This is a genomic window from Roseobacter cerffii (assembly GCF_054226325.1).
The window spans coordinates 47,322-63,927 of sequence record NZ_JBTBYJ010000002.1 but is presented as its reverse complement, the minus strand read 5'-3'; the positions used below and the strand labels follow the sequence as shown (position 1 = coordinate 63,927).

General features: G+C 57.3%; 12 protein-coding genes and 3 pseudogenes. 7 read left to right on the top strand and 8 right to left on the bottom strand.

What is annotated here, in order from left to right; genetic code table 11:
• Nucleotides 1-83 precede the first annotated feature (83 nt).
• On the top strand, nt 84-842 hold the full coding sequence (locus ACVC7O_RS21320) for an SDR family oxidoreductase (RefSeq protein WP_458326253.1): 759 nt from the start codon (nt 84-86) through the stop codon (nt 840-842).
• Between the two features lie 505 nt (nt 843-1,347).
• Here ACVC7O_RS21320 and ACVC7O_RS21315 read toward each other — a convergent pair.
• The 3 genes and pseudogenes from ACVC7O_RS21315 to traA form a co-directional block, all read right to left on the bottom strand.
• The gene (locus tag ACVC7O_RS21315) at nt 1,348-2,307 is read right to left on the bottom strand and encodes a BID domain-containing protein (RefSeq protein ID WP_458326252.1); all 960 of its coding nucleotides are present in this window, start codon (nt 2,305-2,307) and stop codon (nt 1,348-1,350) included.
• A 44-nt stretch (nt 2,308-2,351) separates the two neighbouring features.
• Entirely contained in the window at nt 2,352-2,840 is a 489-nt protein-coding gene (locus tag ACVC7O_RS21310; RefSeq protein ID WP_458326251.1) for a hypothetical protein, read from the bottom strand.
• Nucleotides 2,841-4,712, bottom strand: a pseudogene (traA, locus tag ACVC7O_RS21305) (Ti-type conjugative transfer relaxase TraA).
• A 202-nt stretch (nt 4,713-4,914) separates the two neighbouring features.
• Between traA and ACVC7O_RS21300 the strand changes: the two are divergent.
• The 5 genes and pseudogenes from ACVC7O_RS21300 to ACVC7O_RS21280 all read left to right on the top strand — a co-directional run.
• Nucleotides 4,915-5,163 (top strand): TraC family protein, encoded by a 249-nt coding sequence (locus tag ACVC7O_RS21300; RefSeq protein WP_458326250.1) that lies wholly within the window; start codon nt 4,915-4,917, stop codon nt 5,161-5,163.
• A 1-nt stretch (nt 5,164) separates the two neighbouring features.
• Nucleotides 5,165-5,377 (top strand): conjugal transfer protein TraD, encoded by a 213-nt coding sequence (locus ACVC7O_RS21295; protein WP_458326249.1) that lies wholly within the window; start codon nt 5,165-5,167, stop codon nt 5,375-5,377.
• Nucleotides 5,374-5,736 carry a hypothetical protein gene (locus ACVC7O_RS21290; RefSeq protein ID WP_458326248.1) on the top strand — a complete coding sequence of 121 codons (363 nt, stop codon included), beginning with the start codon at nt 5,374-5,376 and terminating at the stop codon, nt 5,734-5,736. Before ACVC7O_RS21295 ends, ACVC7O_RS21290 begins: the two co-directional genes overlap by 4 nt.
• A pseudogene (locus ACVC7O_RS21285) lies at nt 5,693-7,003 on the top strand (type IV secretory system conjugative DNA transfer family protein). Before ACVC7O_RS21290 ends, ACVC7O_RS21285 begins: the two are co-directional and overlap by 44 nt.
• 93 nt (nt 7,004-7,096) lie before the next feature.
• A pseudogene (locus tag ACVC7O_RS21280) lies at nt 7,097-7,780 on the top strand (IS30 family transposase); the annotation flags it as partial.
• A gap of 450 nt (nt 7,781-8,230) precedes the next feature.
• Here the strand turns inward: ACVC7O_RS21280 and ACVC7O_RS21275 are convergent.
• The gene (locus tag ACVC7O_RS21275; RefSeq protein WP_458326247.1) at nt 8,231-10,099 is read right to left on the bottom strand and encodes a polysaccharide biosynthesis protein; all 1,869 of its coding nucleotides are present in this window, start codon (nt 10,097-10,099) and stop codon (nt 8,231-8,233) included.
• 438 nt (nt 10,100-10,537) lie between these two features.
• On the opposite strand from ACVC7O_RS21275, the gene ACVC7O_RS21270 reads away from it, so the two are divergent.
• Nucleotides 10,538-11,173, top strand: a complete 636-nt coding sequence (locus tag ACVC7O_RS21270; protein ID WP_458326246.1) for a sugar transferase — start codon at nt 10,538-10,540, stop codon at nt 11,171-11,173.
• A gap of 4 nt (nt 11,174-11,177) precedes the next feature.
• On the opposite strand, the gene ACVC7O_RS21265 is transcribed toward ACVC7O_RS21270, so the two are convergent.
• Genes ACVC7O_RS21265 through asnB form a run of 4 tightly spaced genes read right to left on the bottom strand, consistent with a single transcriptional unit; the run spans nt 11,178 to nt 16,602 of the window.
• Nucleotides 11,178-12,725 (bottom strand): lipid II flippase MurJ, encoded by a 1,548-nt coding sequence (locus ACVC7O_RS21265; protein ID WP_458326245.1) that lies wholly within the window; start codon nt 12,723-12,725, stop codon nt 11,178-11,180.
• Entirely contained in the window at nt 12,691-13,509 is an 819-nt protein-coding gene (locus tag ACVC7O_RS21260) for a hypothetical protein (protein WP_458326244.1), read from the bottom strand. Before ACVC7O_RS21260 ends, ACVC7O_RS21265 begins: the two co-directional genes overlap by 35 nt.
• Nucleotides 13,510-13,536: 27 nt before the next feature.
• Nucleotides 13,537-14,832, bottom strand: coding sequence for a type III glutamate--ammonia ligase (gene glnT / locus ACVC7O_RS21255; protein ID WP_458326261.1), 1,296 nt, complete (start codon nt 14,830-14,832; stop codon nt 13,537-13,539).
• Nucleotides 14,833-14,844: 12 nt separating this feature from the next.
• The gene (asnB, locus tag ACVC7O_RS21250) at nt 14,845-16,602 is read right to left on the bottom strand and encodes an asparagine synthase (glutamine-hydrolyzing) (RefSeq protein WP_458326243.1); all 1,758 of its coding nucleotides are present in this window, start codon (nt 16,600-16,602) and stop codon (nt 14,845-14,847) included.
• Between the last annotated feature and the right edge of the window lie 4 nt (nt 16,603-16,606).

The following is a 16,606-nucleotide window of genomic DNA, read 5'->3' as shown; positions in this document are numbered from 1 at the left end:
CGACCCTTAGCTTGCTTGACTTCGTGCGTTACCGGTAACATAACCAGCTTCGAAATTGACGTCGAGCGCAAAGAGGGACCCCCATGAGCCTAAATCTTTTTGACCTGAGCGGCCGTCGTGCCCTGATCACCGGCTCCTCTCAGGGGATTGGCTTCGCCCTCGCCAAAGGCCTGCAGGACGCCGGTGCTGAGGTTGTCCTGAACGGTCGCGATGCTGCCAAACTGCAGACCGCCTCCGAGAAACTCGGTGGAGCGGTCCACATGTTGCCCTTCGATGCAACTGATCATGAAGCCGTGCGCACAGCCGTCGACGGGTTCGAGGCGGAAACGGGCGCCATCGATATCCTTGTGAACAACGCGGGCATGCAGCACCGCACCCCTCTGGAAGACTTCCCAGCCGATGCCTTCGAGCGGCTGATGCAAACCAACATCGCAAGTGTCTTCCACGTCGGCCAGGCCTGCGCACGGCATATGATCGCACGTGGTCAAGGCAAGATCATCAACATCGCCTCGGTCCAAACGGCCCTGGCACGGCCCGGCATCGCACCATACACCATGACTAAGGGCGCAGTGGCGAACCTGACCAAGGGCATGGCGACCGACTGGGCGAAGCACGGGCTCCAATGCAACGGCCTGGCGCCCGGTTACTTCGACACACCCTTGAACGCAGCGCTGGTCGCCGACGCAGAGTTCTCGGCATGGTTGGAGAAGCGCACACCCGCAGGCCGCTGGGGTAAGGTCGAAGAGTTGGTTGGCACCTGCATCTTCCTCGCCTCGGATGCATCGTCATTTGTGAACGGTACGACGGTTTTTGTGGATGGCGGGATTACCGCCTCCTTATGATCGGTTTTGCAGCAATCGTCTCGGTTTGTGGCTGCACCACAAGCAAGCGCCGGTAGTTGGTTCTACTCCAGCACGCCGTTCAGCCACCAGAGACGTCGTTTCCAACACAGCTTCTCCACAGGCTTTTTGTGGTTAGGCATCAAAAGCAATCTCCAGCACTTATACTATATCAGTCTCGGAAACTACGAGTCTCGATGCCTATATCCTCTGAGAAACCAAGTTGTGTCGTAACAGGAAGAAGTAAGGTTTGCGGAAGGCCGCGCAAAGACGCTTTCAATCCTGACAGCGTTGTAGGGCGCCTGCTACTGACAGTTTCGCCTTGCCTCTTGCGCTCCATTGCGCGGGCACCTGAAACTACTACAACCTCAGATCCCGCTTGGGTGACTGCTTCAAGGTCTGCCGCTTAGCCAGGCTTTGCTTCACGCGCTGCAGATGTCGCAGGCTGGGAATTTGCGCCATGAGACGCTTCCTCTCGGTCTTGGCGACCTCTCCAGGGGCAAGTGACCTACGAGGAAGCGCTCAGCTGCCATAGGCGCTTGCTGAGCGCCGCCTGAAAGCCGTCCAGCCGTGCCATGACCTCTGGAGCGTCTTTCCTCGCCTGTTCAAGCGCTGCCGCAAACGCCTTGTCACCCTCGTGCGCGGCGCCATGGAGCAGCGACGATGCCTCTTGCGAGAGGGCAGGGATGCCAACGCCAAGCCGCTCCCGGCGTTCGCTCTCAATGCAGCGTTCCTTGGCTTCCATCGCTCCAAACATTCCGCGGTCGTCGCCGATGCGCCGCCGCGGCGGCGGGATGGCGGCAATTGCTGCGGCGCGCTCCTCTGGGGCCGCCCGTCCTGCCATCAAGCCAGTGCTCCCTCGCAATGCGGCCACACTCTCGGGATCTTTCTGAACCCGACTTCCCATTTGATCCGCCGCATCGAGCGGCTCGGACAGTAGCTGTCGGAGCATCGCCATCGTGGCGTCCGGGTTTCGGAAGAGCTTTGCTGCCGCAGGCTGCAGGTCGCGCTCGGCCGCCGCTACTTTTGGCGAGATCAAGGCACGGTCATGCGCCAACTTCGCTGCGTTGCGATCCGCCTCAACCAGTGGCGCAATCAACCATTTGCTCAATCTCGACACCTCTGGGGCAACAGCCTTCAGCCGGGTCACGAGGCCAGCAAGGCGCTTGGCCTGGCGCGCGATGGTGTTGCGCACACTGCGTAGTACCAACTGTCTGGATGCGAGGCCACGCCGCTCGCAAAATTCAATGGCGCTCTTGATGTCGAAGCCGTTCACGTAGTCGAGTGTGCTGGATTTCAGTCCAGACCGCGACGGTCGGTTTTCCAATTGAGCATGCGCCAGATCGTCGACGGTCTGAAGCTTCCACGTGTTGCGATGGGTCTGCGTGTTGTCAGGCAGGGTAACAGGGGTGGAGCCAAGATGCTGCAACCCGATTTCGTCCCCGATCTGAGGCGCCGCTTCCTCCATCACTCGGCCCAGATCGACACTCCAGACTGTGTGTTGTTTCCCGTTCAAACTCTCCAGCGTGACAAAGTAGCCGTCTTTGTTGTCCGGCTTGTTCTCATAAGGCGCAACACGGTGTGCCACCAACCGGCCCGCCCGTTTGTCTGCGAAATCATCCACGGCGGCATAAAGCTATCCGTCCGATGCCGCGTCATCGCAACGTAAGCGAGCTGCCGGTCCATCGCGCGCGACGCGAGGACAAAGGCACGGTCCACGGTTGCACCGTGCGTCTTATGGATCCTGGTCGCATAGCCGTTGTCGATGGCGGCGTAGGCCTCGGTCGACACGTTGACCCGCGCACCGCCGCGCCCGCCCAGATTTCTGCTCAAACCACCGGCGTCGACGGCAGTCACCGTGCCCAGCATCCCGTTATTCACGCCGAGATCGCGATTGTTCTTCAGGAAGACAATGCGGTCGCCCACGGCAAAGCCCCGGGCACCATAGTTAGTCTGGTAGCGGTGTGCCGCTGGGGTGGCCTCGCCAATCTGATCACGCACCTAGCGGGCTGTGGGCCCGTCATCCGCACCCGGTTTTTCGACACGGGCTAACGCGCCGCGCGACTGCAGCTCCGCCCGGATCGCCTCATTGATCGCTCGCACATAAGCCCGGCGATGCGCCATCGCCACGCGTATATCACCGCCACCAACATCATCATCGGCAAGGTAGTCATGCGCAATCGCGCGGATCGCATGGTATCTGGTTTCACGAAGGTCAATCGCACCCTGATCTCGGTACGCCATCAGAGCCCCTGTCGCCCGATGCGTCGCAAAGGCCATCGACGCCTCCCGTTGCCACGCGGCACGCTGGCGCCGGACCTCGGACAGCTCCGCACGCCCGATGTACTCCGTGATCGTACGGAACGGCGCACCTGCGCCAATGGCTTGCAGCTATTCATGGTCGCCCACCAGTACGATCTTGGCATCACGCGCCCCGACCTCAGCCACAAATTCCGCCAGCTTACGACTGCCCACCATCCCAGCCTCGTCGATGACAAACACATCGCCTCGGCCGATCCGGTTCCGGTCATGATCCCAACTGCGCGTCCAGGATGCCAGCGTGCGACTCGATATGCCGGACAACTCTTCCAGCCCCTCCGCCGCTTTACCCGACAGCGCAGCTCCATGGACGCGATACCCCTGGGCCTCCCAAGCCTGCCGCGCAGCGGCCAGTATCGTGCTCCTGCCAGCCCCCGCAAATCCAACGACAGCGGAGACACGTTCTGCACAAGTGATATGTTTGATTGCGCCTTTCTGTTCCTCAGAGAGACCGGCACTTGGATCTCCCGAACTCATTTGGATCGCGGCGCTCTGCGCGCCAATAGCCCGAGCGACATGACGTGCATCGACTGCATGATCCGTACTCCCATGAAGTCGAATCGCCGCTGCCAGCATGCCGGTTTCGACGTCCACCATCTTTTTGGTCGAGTACAACGCCAGCCCGCTGTCGCCCGGTCCAGTCGTCTCATACTCGGCCTGCAGCTCAACGAAGGCAGGGGAGGCCATGACCTTCGCAAAGACGCTCTGGAACTCCGTCGCATCATCGTTGATGTACCGATGCAGCGTGCGCGCTACATCGCGGCGATCGAAGACACTCTTCTCCGCCGTGATGATGTCCAGCACCTGCTCGGGCTTCTGACGGATCAGATCCGCATTGTGCTGCGCCGCCTCGGCCCCCAACCGCACCCGCGATGGCGTGGCTCCAAGTCGCTCGAGCTGCGTCGCCTGCACACCCATGTGCTCGGTCGGGATGATCTCCAAGCCACGTGCAATATGAGACCGGTGATCAATTCGCACATCGAACCCGGCCAGCGCCAACCGCTCGTTGACGATCACTTCCCAGGCCTGCCGCAGCTCCCGCAACTGCATGTCTGTGGTCGCGAGGCTGTTCGCCAGCAGCCACTTATTCTCCCGTTCGATTTGCGTCTTCTCTCCAAACCCATCGGCTGTGACTTGCCGTGTCGTCATCAGGATGTGGGCGTGATGATTGCGCACATCCGCTTCTTCGTGCGGTGCGTGAATGGCAAAGTCGACCGCAGCCCCATAGCGATCCGCGAGCATCTGCGAGATGTCCCTCGTGACCCGAAGCCGCTTCTCAGCATCCAGTTCATGCGGAAGCGCTACCTCAAACTCCCGCGCAACGCGCGCATCTTTCCTCTTCTCGGCTGCCTCAGCGCCGTTCCACAGATCAGATCGAACTTGTGCCCAAGCCGCCTCGACGCCCTCCGGCAACACAATCTCCGCATGCAAAACGCCACGCTTGTTGGTGAAGTCGTGGGTCAGATCATCACGTGCATTGGTGAGGCTGACCCCGGCGCGATAGGCCGCCGCAGCCACAGCGCCGCGCCCTTGCGACCGTGAGATCGGCTTCATGCTGAGATGGTAGATCGCCACGTGGCTCGTCTCTCAATCGTCTGGATTCACTGAATGAATCTTGGCGATTTCGCTCTGAGTTGCAATCGCAACTCGTAGGTGCGCACTTGAAGGCAAGTGACCGCCTACGGCGAAGAGGCCGCTTTACGGCCGGTCTGCTCTAAGCCAAGATTCCCGTAATACGAGAACAAGGAGCAGCACCATGGCACGTAAATCTATCACGACACTCAAGGCAGAGATGGCAGCTTTGGAGGCGCAGATATCCGAAGCTGAGGAGCGCGCGGCCATCAAAATCGGAAAGCTGGCCGCTGCAGAAGGTCTGCTTGATCTCAGCATTTCCGACGCAGAATGGAAGGCACTCTTCAAAGAGTTTGCCGGGCGATTTCAAAAGCGGACCAGTGACAAAGCGCAAGAACGGCCCGTTGGGCACACTTCGGGCCAGGCTGCGTAAGGTGGAAGCAGACCGCGCGAGAGCGGCTCTCTCAGAGCGCAAGAAAGACATACGCCACAAAATCGAACTCGGGGGCCTGATCATCAAGGCAGGCATCGGCGAGGTGGACAAACTCGTACTCTACGGTGGGCTTGTTGAACTGGCGGAAGCGCTCGCCAACCCGGACGAACAGGACCGCCTGAAACGCCGCGGACGTCGGGCTTTCTTCTCATGATGCGAGCGATCTACATGACTGGTCCGGTGGCTGCCGCAATGCTCATGGCATTCGTCGTCAGCTTCTTCTTTGACAGCTTCGCAGGAGCGGTCGATACTGACCTCCTGCGCCTCGGCCCACCGCTTGTCATCATTTTCCCGATGTTCGCGCTCATGCTCTTCTTGCGCGCTCTCATGAATGAGACAGGCTTTCGTGACGTCGCAGTGGGCAGCGCAGTTGGTGTCCTCGTCGTGATTGGCTGGGCGGCTGTCGTGGAGTATCAGCGCCTCGCGCCCTTCACACTGCGTGGATACTCTTGGCCAGATCTGATGCCGCATGTGGACGCTTATGCACTCACCGATGCGAACCCGGTCCGGTAAGACACGTGCCAAGCGGTCACGCAACGCAACGTACGGCGATGCGGACTGGATGACCGACAGCGAAGCTGCGGAACTTTTCCCGGACGGCCCGGGCATTGTCATCGGCGAGAACTACCGTCCAGATGAAGACTACAGCGCCGGTCCGACTTTCGTTCCGTCCGACAAGTCCACGTGGGGGCAGGGGGGACGCCACGACAAACTGTGCTTCAACGGACAGTTCGGCCCGACCCACGGATTGGTCTTTGCCGGGTCTGGCGGCTTCAAGACAACCGCGGTTGTCGTGCCAACCGCGCTCAACTGGTCCGGCTCTCTTGTCGTTCTGGACCCGTCCAAAGAAGTCGCACCCATGGTGGCTGATGCGCGTGATGCGCAGGATCGGATCATTCGCTCACTTGATCCGGATCGTCCAGAACTCGGGTTCAACGTGCTAGATTGGATAGCGGCCTCCGACAATCCAGAGGAAAGCGTCGCGGCAACCGCTAGCTAGCTCATGACGGAAAAGCCCTCCGTCTCCACAGGCTCCGACGACTTTTTTCGCAACTCGGCACTGCAGCTTATCACCGGTATTCTGGGAGATATCATGCTCTCAGGCAACACGGACCCGTCCAAGCAAAACCTGAGATACCTTCGCCAGATCATCGCGTCACCCGAGCCTGATTTGAGGCAGCGCCTTGAGGACATCTATCAGGAAAGCTGCAACAGTTTCGTGCGGGAAACCGTCGCTACCTTCATTCGCATGACCGATACGACCTTCTCGGGCGTCTACGCAAACGCCGCGAAGGAGACACAGTGGCTGTCCTTTGAGCGCTTCGGCCAGCTCGTCAGCGGGAACCATTTCACATCGGCCTCGCTACGCGAGGGGAAGACAGATGTCTTCATCAACCTCGATCTGAAGACACTGCAAACCCATCCCGGCTTTGGCCGGGTGATCGTTGGCGCCTTGCTCAACTCGCTCTACGAAGCCGATGGCGATGTCAAAGACCGCACCCTATTCTTGCTCGATGAAGCGTTTCTGATCGGGCGCACGGGCATCTTGCAGACCGCGCGGGATGCCGGTCGAAAGTACGGGATCACATTGCTCATAATCTATCAAAGCATATGTCAGCTGGTCGACACTTGGGGACCACAGGCCAAACCCGTGTGGTTCGAGTCCACATCCTTCCGGATCTTCGCGGCTAGTGCTGATCCCAAAAATACCAGCGTCGCTCCATTCATGGTCCACAAAGGCATGGTGAGCCGCTTCAACACTCACTATTTTTTACCATAAGACGCATTATTGGCGCTCTATCTATAGCCGGAGTACATTTTAAACTGGGTTGCGACAAATTCCCTATCTTACTGAAAGGCAAGGAGAGCGGACATGGCCCCGACAGAAGTGGATTTGCGTGAAAGACGCGCAATCGAAGACATGTTGAACACAAAGATGTCGGTGAGCGAGATCGCAGTCGAGATTGGCAGGCATCGCTCGACGGTGTATCGTGAGATCAAGCGCAACGGTTTCAAAGACGGCGAGTTGCCGGAAATGGCCGGCTAACATCGTGTGACAGCACAGAGAACGGTCGATGCGCGGCGCCGCGAGTTGATCCGACTGGATCATCTGCGCGCCCATGTCATCAACCGCTTGGAGATGGGCTCGACGCCAGAACAGATCGCTGGTCGCCTCAGATATGACGGTCAGCCCGTGCGCGTGAGCCATGAGACGATCTACGCCTATTTCTACAGCAAGGAAGGACAGTCGGAAGAACTTTCACGCTACCTGCCCAGCCGACGCAAGAGACTGCAACAGCACTACACCAGACGGCCCCGAGGCCAGGTTTTCCCGCCCGATCGGTCCATCCATGAACGCCCAGAGCGTGTGAAGACGGGCGAAGACTTTTGCGATTGGGAAGGCGATCCGATGATCTTCGAGCGTGCCAACGGCGTGATGAACGTCGCCTCGCTGGTTGAACGGAAAGCACGGTTCGCGGTTCTCTTCCGTAACAACGACCGAAGCTCGAACCACTTCATGAGCAAGCTTATGGGTGTCATGGAAACCCTGCCCCAGACACGTGCTGTGTTTGCGCTTCGCGTTCCAGAGCCTGCCGGACCGTCACCTTACCCTGTCGGTGTGCTTTGGTCGGAACATCGGGTTGAACTCCGGCGAGGCACGCATCCTCAAGAACAAGACCGACCGGCCGTCCGAAGTGTTTCGAGACGGCCAACCACTCCGCTCATACTGCGGTCTTGAGCTGGGTGTGTCGAGCCGGTGCGATTAACGTTCAGGCGTATTTTGATTTGGGTAATTCAATTGATCTCATTTAATATCGCTGGCACTTCGCCTAGCCTGCATCAGCCTCTTCTCTCATTTTTGTGGTCCGGGACCACATTTCTCAGACCCGGCCGTTTTGCCGAAGAAGCACCTTCGCTTTATGGCCTCACTGCATCGGAGGGGTCAAAACAGGATCGGCTACCCCCCTACGCTCCGACATCGCAGCAGAACCCTAAACAGATTTGCTCAACTTGATGGACAGCTGGTGTAACCATCCACAGTGTCGAGGAACAAGGCTCGTATTGCATTGGGGTCGTTTTTGTCGACTGCGTCTCGAAGACGGGACAGCGCTTCAGCGCTTTGCACACGATCCAGGAAAGTCTCGCGCGCGCACATTATCTTTGGATGCGGTGTTGCAATCTGATTTTCGCCAATCAGCAGTTCTTCATATAATTTTTCGCCTGCCCGCAAGCCGATAAACTCCAAAGCGATGTCTCCGTCTGGGTTATCCTCCGTCTGCTCTGTCAGCCCGCAAATTCGGATCATGTTACGAGCCAGATCCACAATCTTGACCGGAGAGCCCATGTCCAACACGTAAACCTCGCCTCCTCTGGCGAAAGTACCCGCCAGCAATACAAGGCGCGCTGCCTCGCCCAAAGTCATAAAGAAGCGCGTCACCTCGCGGTGTGTGACGGTGAGCGGGCCCCCCTTTGACAACTGTTCCCTGAAAAGCGGGATCACCGAGCCGGAACTGTCTAGGACGTTGCCGAAGCGGACCATTGAAAAGACCGTGCCGCTGTGCCGTGTCTGAAGATCCTGCACCAACATCTCGGCAAAGCGCTTGGTCGCACCCATCACATTGGTTGGGCGTACGGCCTTGTCAGTCGAGATCAAGATGAAGCGTTCGATGCCTATCTCCGCACAGGTCTCAGCTGCGTCATAAGTCCCGATAGCATTGTTGCGCGCGCCGACAACCTCATTGTGTTCGACTAGGGGCACATGCTTGTAAGCTGCGGCATGCAAAACGACCGTTACGGCGTGATCTCGAAGGGCCCGCGCCAAAACGTCTCTTTCCAGCACGGATGCAAGTATCGGCACGATCTCGCACTGCACGTTGTTGGCCCTCAGCCGCCGCTCGATGTTGTAAAGAGCGACCTCACTGTGGTCCAACAGCAATAGCTTAGCGACAGGTACCGAAGAAAGTTGCAAGCAGAGTTCCGACCCAATGGATCCCCCCGCCCCAGTAACCAGGACGTTCCGCTCGGCATAGGCGGCCGAAATCTCGGGCATGTCCAGTGACTGTGGTAACCGCCCTAGCAGATCTTCGCTTGTGACGTTCTGCAACTGTGCGGTCAGCGGCTCTCCCGTCATGAAATTCAGAAAGTGCGGCAAGGTACGCAAAGTCACCGGATAGTCCGTGAGACTGCGCAGGATTTCCTGCTTACGTGACCGAGAGGCCGACGGCATCGCCAAGATGATCTGCGTAATTCCGCGGGTTCGGATCAGCTTATCAATCTGTGAGGGACCGAAAACGCGCAAAGCCCCAACCAATACGCGACGCATTGAAGGGTTGTCGTCAACGAACGCAATCGCTTCTGCTCCATCGAAACTGCGCATCGCACTAGCTAGTTGTAGCCCCGCGGCACCCGCTCCGTAGATGAGCACTCGGTCCTGCCCCTCCTGACGTGGCGACCAGCGGTCAAGGACTTGACCGAAAATCAACCGCACGCCAACCAGCCCCACCAGAAGAACAGGTATCATGATCAGCGGAGCGGATCGCGGAACGAGCCACGGCCCCCATAGGTTGAAACAAAAGAAGGCGACCCCAAGACCAAAAGCGAACATACCCAACCGCAGAACTCCATGCATGCTGAAGGCGCGCATGGAAACCCACGGAATGGACATCATCGACGAAGCGATACTACCCAGCAGACATAGCCCCAAAAGCGAGGTCGAGAAGCCTGTCCAGTAGATACCAAGATCGAAATTGCTAATTCGCAGAGCGATTGCAGTGTAGAGTGACAGCGCCATGACAAAGGTGTCTAGCAGTAACACAAGACCAACTTTGCGGCGCCGCTCGAGGCCGACAAGAAATTGCAGAGTCGGGATCGTCACTTGTTAACCTGCTTCATTTGGAACAGTCTGGCAGCACAGATGTCCGATAGACCGAGAATGCATAACATTTTCAATGTGATCAGCTTTTCCACCCGTGGTTGCGTAGGTCTCTTTTGCCCTATTTTAAAGGATAATGCCAAGCGGTATCTGGCAGATGCAATTGTACCTCGCCTTAAAATTCAGCGTTCTAGAGTAACCTTTTTGCCGTGATTTTGGGCAGCTACCCATGCACGGCGGAGTAGACAATGTCATAAATTCGTTTGACCCTCTCCGAAAGTTCAAACCCAAGCCGCTTTCAAACACTCTAAGCATCATATATCTTGATTTTTGGACGGTGACCCGTCAGACCACAGGCGGACATGGCATCCCAAAAGAGATGCCGACAGTGACGTGTGTTTCACATCAGGAGAACGTACGTAAAGCTCATAGGCCAAATTGATGAGAGATACAGATCCGCATCGCCTTGGCGACCATTTGATGCGCATGACCGACCTTGTAGTATGCGCAATTCTTTTGCCGTTGATCGCGGCTGCATTTCTTATCGTCGCGCTCGCCGTCAAGCTGGATGACGGTGGACCCGTATTGTTTCGCCAAATTCGAATCGGTCGCGGAACGAAACCCTTCGAGATGCTCAAGTTTCGTACCATGCGCGTCGATCCTGAGCGCGCGTCTGGAGCAGCCAGCGTTGCTTCGGATTTGGTGGCCGAGCGGGCGAAATTCCAAACGGCGCAACGGGACGATCCGCGCATAACAAAAGTCGGCCGCATTCTCCGCGCCACTCATCTTGATGAGTTACCGCAAATCCTTAATGTGATGAAAGGCGATATGTCACTTGTTGGTGTCCGTCCGGATGTGCCAGTCCAGCAAGTGGACTACACGTCTGAGGAATGGGATGAGCGCCACCTACTGAGACCCGGAATCACAGGTCTAGCGCAGATCGATCATGGGGCTAACAGTATCCCCGGCGTGCGGACTCAGAAGGATCTCGAATGGGTCCGAACGCGGACTTTTGACGTCTATCTGAAAGTGTTGCTCGGCACTGTAAGAAAAGTGGTAAATCGCAGCGGCGTTTAGCCGGTCAGCGTTGCTTCCGAGTATCTCGAAGCTTTGCCAGCTCAAAGAAGAGATGTGCGTGTATCAAAAGAAGAAACAGACCGAGGGTAGCAATTAGCACGACATCGGATATTGTTACGGTATCGTCCCGAAGCCGCGGGCTTAAGAAGACAACGGGAGCCATAAGCATAATGGTAACGAAACCGGCGCCGCCGCAGACACGAAACGTTTCCAATAGGCCTGTTACGCCGCGCACTGCAATCACTGCAAAACAGCATGCAGCAATGTGAAAGCTTACGAATGCGAATTGCGCTGATGTCGCCGCGGACATCCCGAAGATAGGAAAAATCGCGTAGAACCCAAGGGCCAGTGCGAGCGCGCCTGAAGTACACATCAATACAAGCCATGTTCTGTGGCTTGCGTTCAACGCCGTGGCCATGGCTTGAAAGACAGCGAAGAAGGGCAACGCGACGAGCAATATCTGGACGATTCCAGCAATCCGCTTGCTGCCGTCACCCGCCATTTCACCGTAACCGAAAAGTATGGTTACGATCGGGCGAGCGAACACGCCACCTATCAAAGCTGCGATTAGGCCTACGACAAATGCGACTCTCATTGCCAGATTGGTCCGGTCACTAAAAACAGGGTCATCCGGTCCGGACAGCGCGGAGAGTAGGGGCAGAAAAACCACGACGATTGGTGCAATCAGGATACCCATAGGCAGTTCAAATACACGTAGCGCGTAGCTAAACGCTGAGAGATCGCCGGGGCCGTTCAAAGCATAGAGAGACCGAAAAAGCACTGGTGCTCCAACGATGACAGAATAGGCAAGAACACCCTGAAAGAACTGCGCCGCGAAACCAGCGTCAAATCTGTGATCGCCTCGGCCAGGGCGCAAAGCTTCTGTCATTCGGCTGAACTGGACGGTCAGTCGCAACAGACACGCTCCGAGAAGTACGACGCCGAATACTGCAAAATTTACGGCACCCGTCTCCAGCCCAACAGAAAAATAGACCGCTAAGGCACCGTTAAACGCCAGAACGCTGAGCGCGGGGACTGAATACTTTCCAACCGCGCTCAAATAAGCCGAAGCGACACCGATGACGGCTGCAACTGGTACGGCCAGAAGCGATACAGCAAACCCTAAACGAAAATTGATCAGTGTGTTAGGCTCGAGCGCGGGTGCCAGCAAAGAGAGAACAAGCGGCATGGCGACAAACAGAATGCCAGCGAGGCCCAAACCAACTGCGCCCGTCCAAACTACGACGCGCTGCATCAGAACCACCCTTGCCGGGGGCTCTGCCCGTGTAAGCGCAGGGATCAGTGCAGCACCAAAACCGCCCGATAGCAGCAGCCCGACCAAAAGATCTGGCAGGGTCAGCATCAGCACGGCCGCGTCGGTATCGGCGCTCAAACCGAGACGTGCCCCAAGGACCTGTTCACGTATCAGTCCAGATAACCGGCTCAAAAGCAGGGCAAAGCTGACCAGGGTCGAGGCTGTTAGAAGTGAGTGCGCCATATACCCCGCCAGTTTCTGCTTATGCGGTTTCAACAGCTCGCAAAAACCGAGCATGGTTTTCGGTCAACGCGACGGGGTCCGCACTCTGAAACTCACGGTAGATTTTCAGGAGTTTTCCGATCTCGTGTGCGAAATCCATGTTCGCCGTCAAGGCTTCCAGACTGGCAGCGCGTCGATGAAAGCTCCGTGAGAGGATTGCCCCGGTTGAACCCAATCTTGCATGTTCACCAAGTAGAAGCTCGGGTGGAACTTTGCCCTCCCCCGCGCGCGCCACACCACCAATACCAAAAGGAACAGCCGCTTCGCTTAGCGCGATCGCAGACGCGTCAAGCACACCCGCGGCAAGGGGTGTGAACATCATCGGATCGCCACGCTCAAGATGCAGATCATTCAGCCCAAAATGAAGCCCAGTCAGCGGAAGATCTCCCACCATGCTCGGCAACGCCTGCAGAGCGCCAACGGTTTCAAATAGCGGCAAGGCCTCGGCACGAGCAGCCAACAGATCGAAGAACCTCGCCAGAGTGTCTCGATCATGGAACATCGGAAGCATGATACTGTCCGCCCCGCGGTCCAGTACGGCGTCAATCTCAGACTTTGAACCGTCATGCATCGGATTGATTCTGACTAGAAGATGCTTGTCCGGGACAACTTCACGAATGCGCGCCACAGTATCCACCGTTTGAACAGATTGAACGGTGTCTAGATGCCCCTGCCGCTCAGCCTTGCCCATGATTTCCAGATCGACGAAGAGTTTGTCGACCCCGCTATCAGCCGCAAATTGCGCGATGGCCGGGTCTTCCACAATCATGAGCAGGCTGAGGTCTTGTGATGCAGCCATGAGATCGCCTCGCCCTGTTGGTCTGCCTCAGATATCAATGGCGTTCGTGCGTTCCCACGCCGAATAGTGACCCAGAAAGGCACTCCACTCGGCACGTTTCAATTTGAGATAGGCAGCCGAGATGTCTGAACCCATTGCTTCTTGCAGCCCAGCATCATTCGCCAAAGCTTCCAATGCAACATCGAGACTCGATGGCACCGGTGGAGCTGTGCGCTTTTCCGGTGGTACTTCATACATGTTGCCATCGCTGCGCGGTGGCAGAGTCATTTTCTGCGCCACCCCATTGAGACCCGCAGCGAGAATGACGGCTTGCATCAGATAGGGGTTTGCAGCCCCGTCTGCCAGACGCAATTCGAACCGACCAGGACCCGGAACCCTGACCATATGAGTGCGGTTGTTTCCCGTCCATGTAACCGTGTTGGGCGCCCAAGTGGCACCCGAAAGAGTGGTCCCCGGTTGTAGTCTTTTGTAGGAATTCACGACTGGGTTCAAAAAAGCCGCCATGGCAGGTGCGTGATTCAGAACGCCGGCGAGGAAGGATTTCCCAAGAGCGGAAAGACCGTCGCGGTCCGCTACATCGTCGAACAGACAAGTGTCGGTGCCCGGCGTCCAGCCCGATACGTGCACGTGACATCCGTTGCCGGTCAGGTCAGCGAATGGTTTGGGCATGAACGTCGCCCGAAACCCGTGTTTCTCAGCCACCGACTTTGTCAGGAACTTGAAAAACGCGTGCCTGTCAGCTGTGCGCAGGGCAGTATCGTAGTCCCAGTTCATCTCAAACTGGCCATTCGCATCCTCGTGATCGTTCTGGTAAGGACCCCAGCCCAACGTCTGCATGTGATCGCAGATCTCGGCGATCACATCATACCGCCGCAATAGAGCGGCCTGATCATAACAAGGCTTCTCCGCAACATCTCCGACGTCTGAGATCGCGTCTCCCTCAGCTGTCAGCAGAAAGAATTCCGGCTCCACTCCCGTACGCATTTCGATGCCCTGCTGGGCTGCTTTCTCTGTGAGAGTTTTCAAGAACCCTCGCGGAGAATGCGCCAGCGGAACCCCGTCCAGCACAAGATCAGACGCCACCCAACCGACATCGGTTTTCCACGGCAGTTGTACCGCGCTCTGCATATCGGGCATGGCCAGCAAATCAACATCCGCCGGTGACAAATCAAGCCAGCTTGCGAAGCCGGCAAATCCGGCGCCGTTTTCCTGCGCACCGGCAAAGGCCGCCGATGGCACAAGCTTGGCCCGTTGATACCCGAAAAGGTCCGTGTAGCTGATCAGCCAATACTTGATCTCGGGGTTCTCAGTTATGTCCGTCATCAATCGGCTCCGTTATGCGGCGGTGGTCTGTTGTTGCATCCAGGTGGCCGACATCAGCAGCGTCCGCAACTCTCTTGTATGATTGGCTTTCTCGGCGATGTGATCATCCAGCATCATCTGCGAGTCGGCGATACTGTAGCGGGTCGGATCAAGCGTGTTCAGCGTATCACGCGCCCATGTCTCAAGCGGACCCTTGATCCATTCGCCAATCGGCATGGTCGGCATCGACTTCTGGCGGAACATGAGGTCGCGATCAAAATGCCGCAATCCGTAGTCTTTGAGGTAATGCTTGCTAACACCATCGCGCAGCTTGTCGGTGACCGGTAGGCGCGCAAAGGCTTCGGAGATGCGATGATCCATGAAGGGAGAGCGTCCTTCAATGGATTGCCCTGCTCCCATCCGGTCGGTCTTGATCAGATTGTTGCCCGGGCTCAGCGACGTGCACTCGTAAGCGGCAATCTGATCAACGGGCTGCAAATGCCGCCAAGGGTCCAGAATATCTTCAAAAACCTCGATGGGCTGCGCCATGGTCGCGCGAAAGTCATCTGTCAACAGGCGGGTACGAGACGGCTCGGGCATGAAGCAAATCTTGGCGAAATACTCCGTCAGTGGAAAATTGGTGCGGGTCTGGGTCGAGAAGAACGCCTGATTGTGGTAAAAGCCGGACAGCACTTCATCCGGACCATCCCCGTTAAAGGCGACGATAACTCCGGCTTCATGTGCTGCCTGACAGAGCTTGCGTATCAGGAAGAACGAAAAGTCACCATGCGGCTGATCGGCGTGATGCAGCACAGCGCTGATGCTTTCGGGAACGATGGCGTGGTCATATTGGATAGGATGCAGGTCGATCATATCGAACTGGCCAGCCACTTGTTCGGCAAGGTGGTATTCGCCAAACCCCTCCTCGCGACAATCGAGACCAAAAGCCAGCATCCGGGGCGCGTTCCAGCGGCGGTGCAGATGTGCCAAGACAACCGAACTGTCGACACCGCCAGACAGGAACAGGCACCCCTTCACGTCAAAGCGCATCTGCAACCGTATTGCATCGTCCAACAGCTCCGCAAAGGCGTCATGCGACATTGGTGTCGTCTCAGTGGTCAGAGGCCATGACCAATAGCGATGTTCGGTGCGCGTACCATCGACCGCGATCTCCAGATAACTGCCAGGTTTGAGATGCGTGATGCCCTCATAACACGTGCGCGGCGGCGGGCAGTAGTTGAAGCTGTGCATGAGGTTCAGCCCGACGTCATCAATGCCCGGGTTGACGCCCGGCAATGACAGGATCGTCTTGATCTCGGACCCGAAGGCAAAGCCGCCCCCAGGCAGATCCATCAGATAGCACGGCTTGATGCCCTGACGGTCCCGCGCCAGAATGCCCTTATTCAGCTTTGTATCCCACAAGCAAAAGGCGAACATACCGATCAGATCGTCCAACATGGCCACGCCCTTCTCACGCCACAGATGCACAAGGACTTCGGTGTCGCAACGGGATTTGAACTTGTAGCCTTTAGATTTCAGGTCTTCGCGCAGCTCGATGAAGTTATAGATTTCACCGTTGAACACCACCCAGACAGTGTCGTCCGTATTCGACATCGGTTGGCCCCCGTTTTCGGGGTCGACCACGGCCAGACGCGCATGACCCAGCAACGCGGGACCAATCTGAACGACATCCTGCTCATCCGGGCCACGGTAGGCGATGCAATCGATCATGCGGGCAACATCGTCTTTGGTAAATTTGTAGGTCCCGATGACCCCTGCAATTCCGCACATCTGC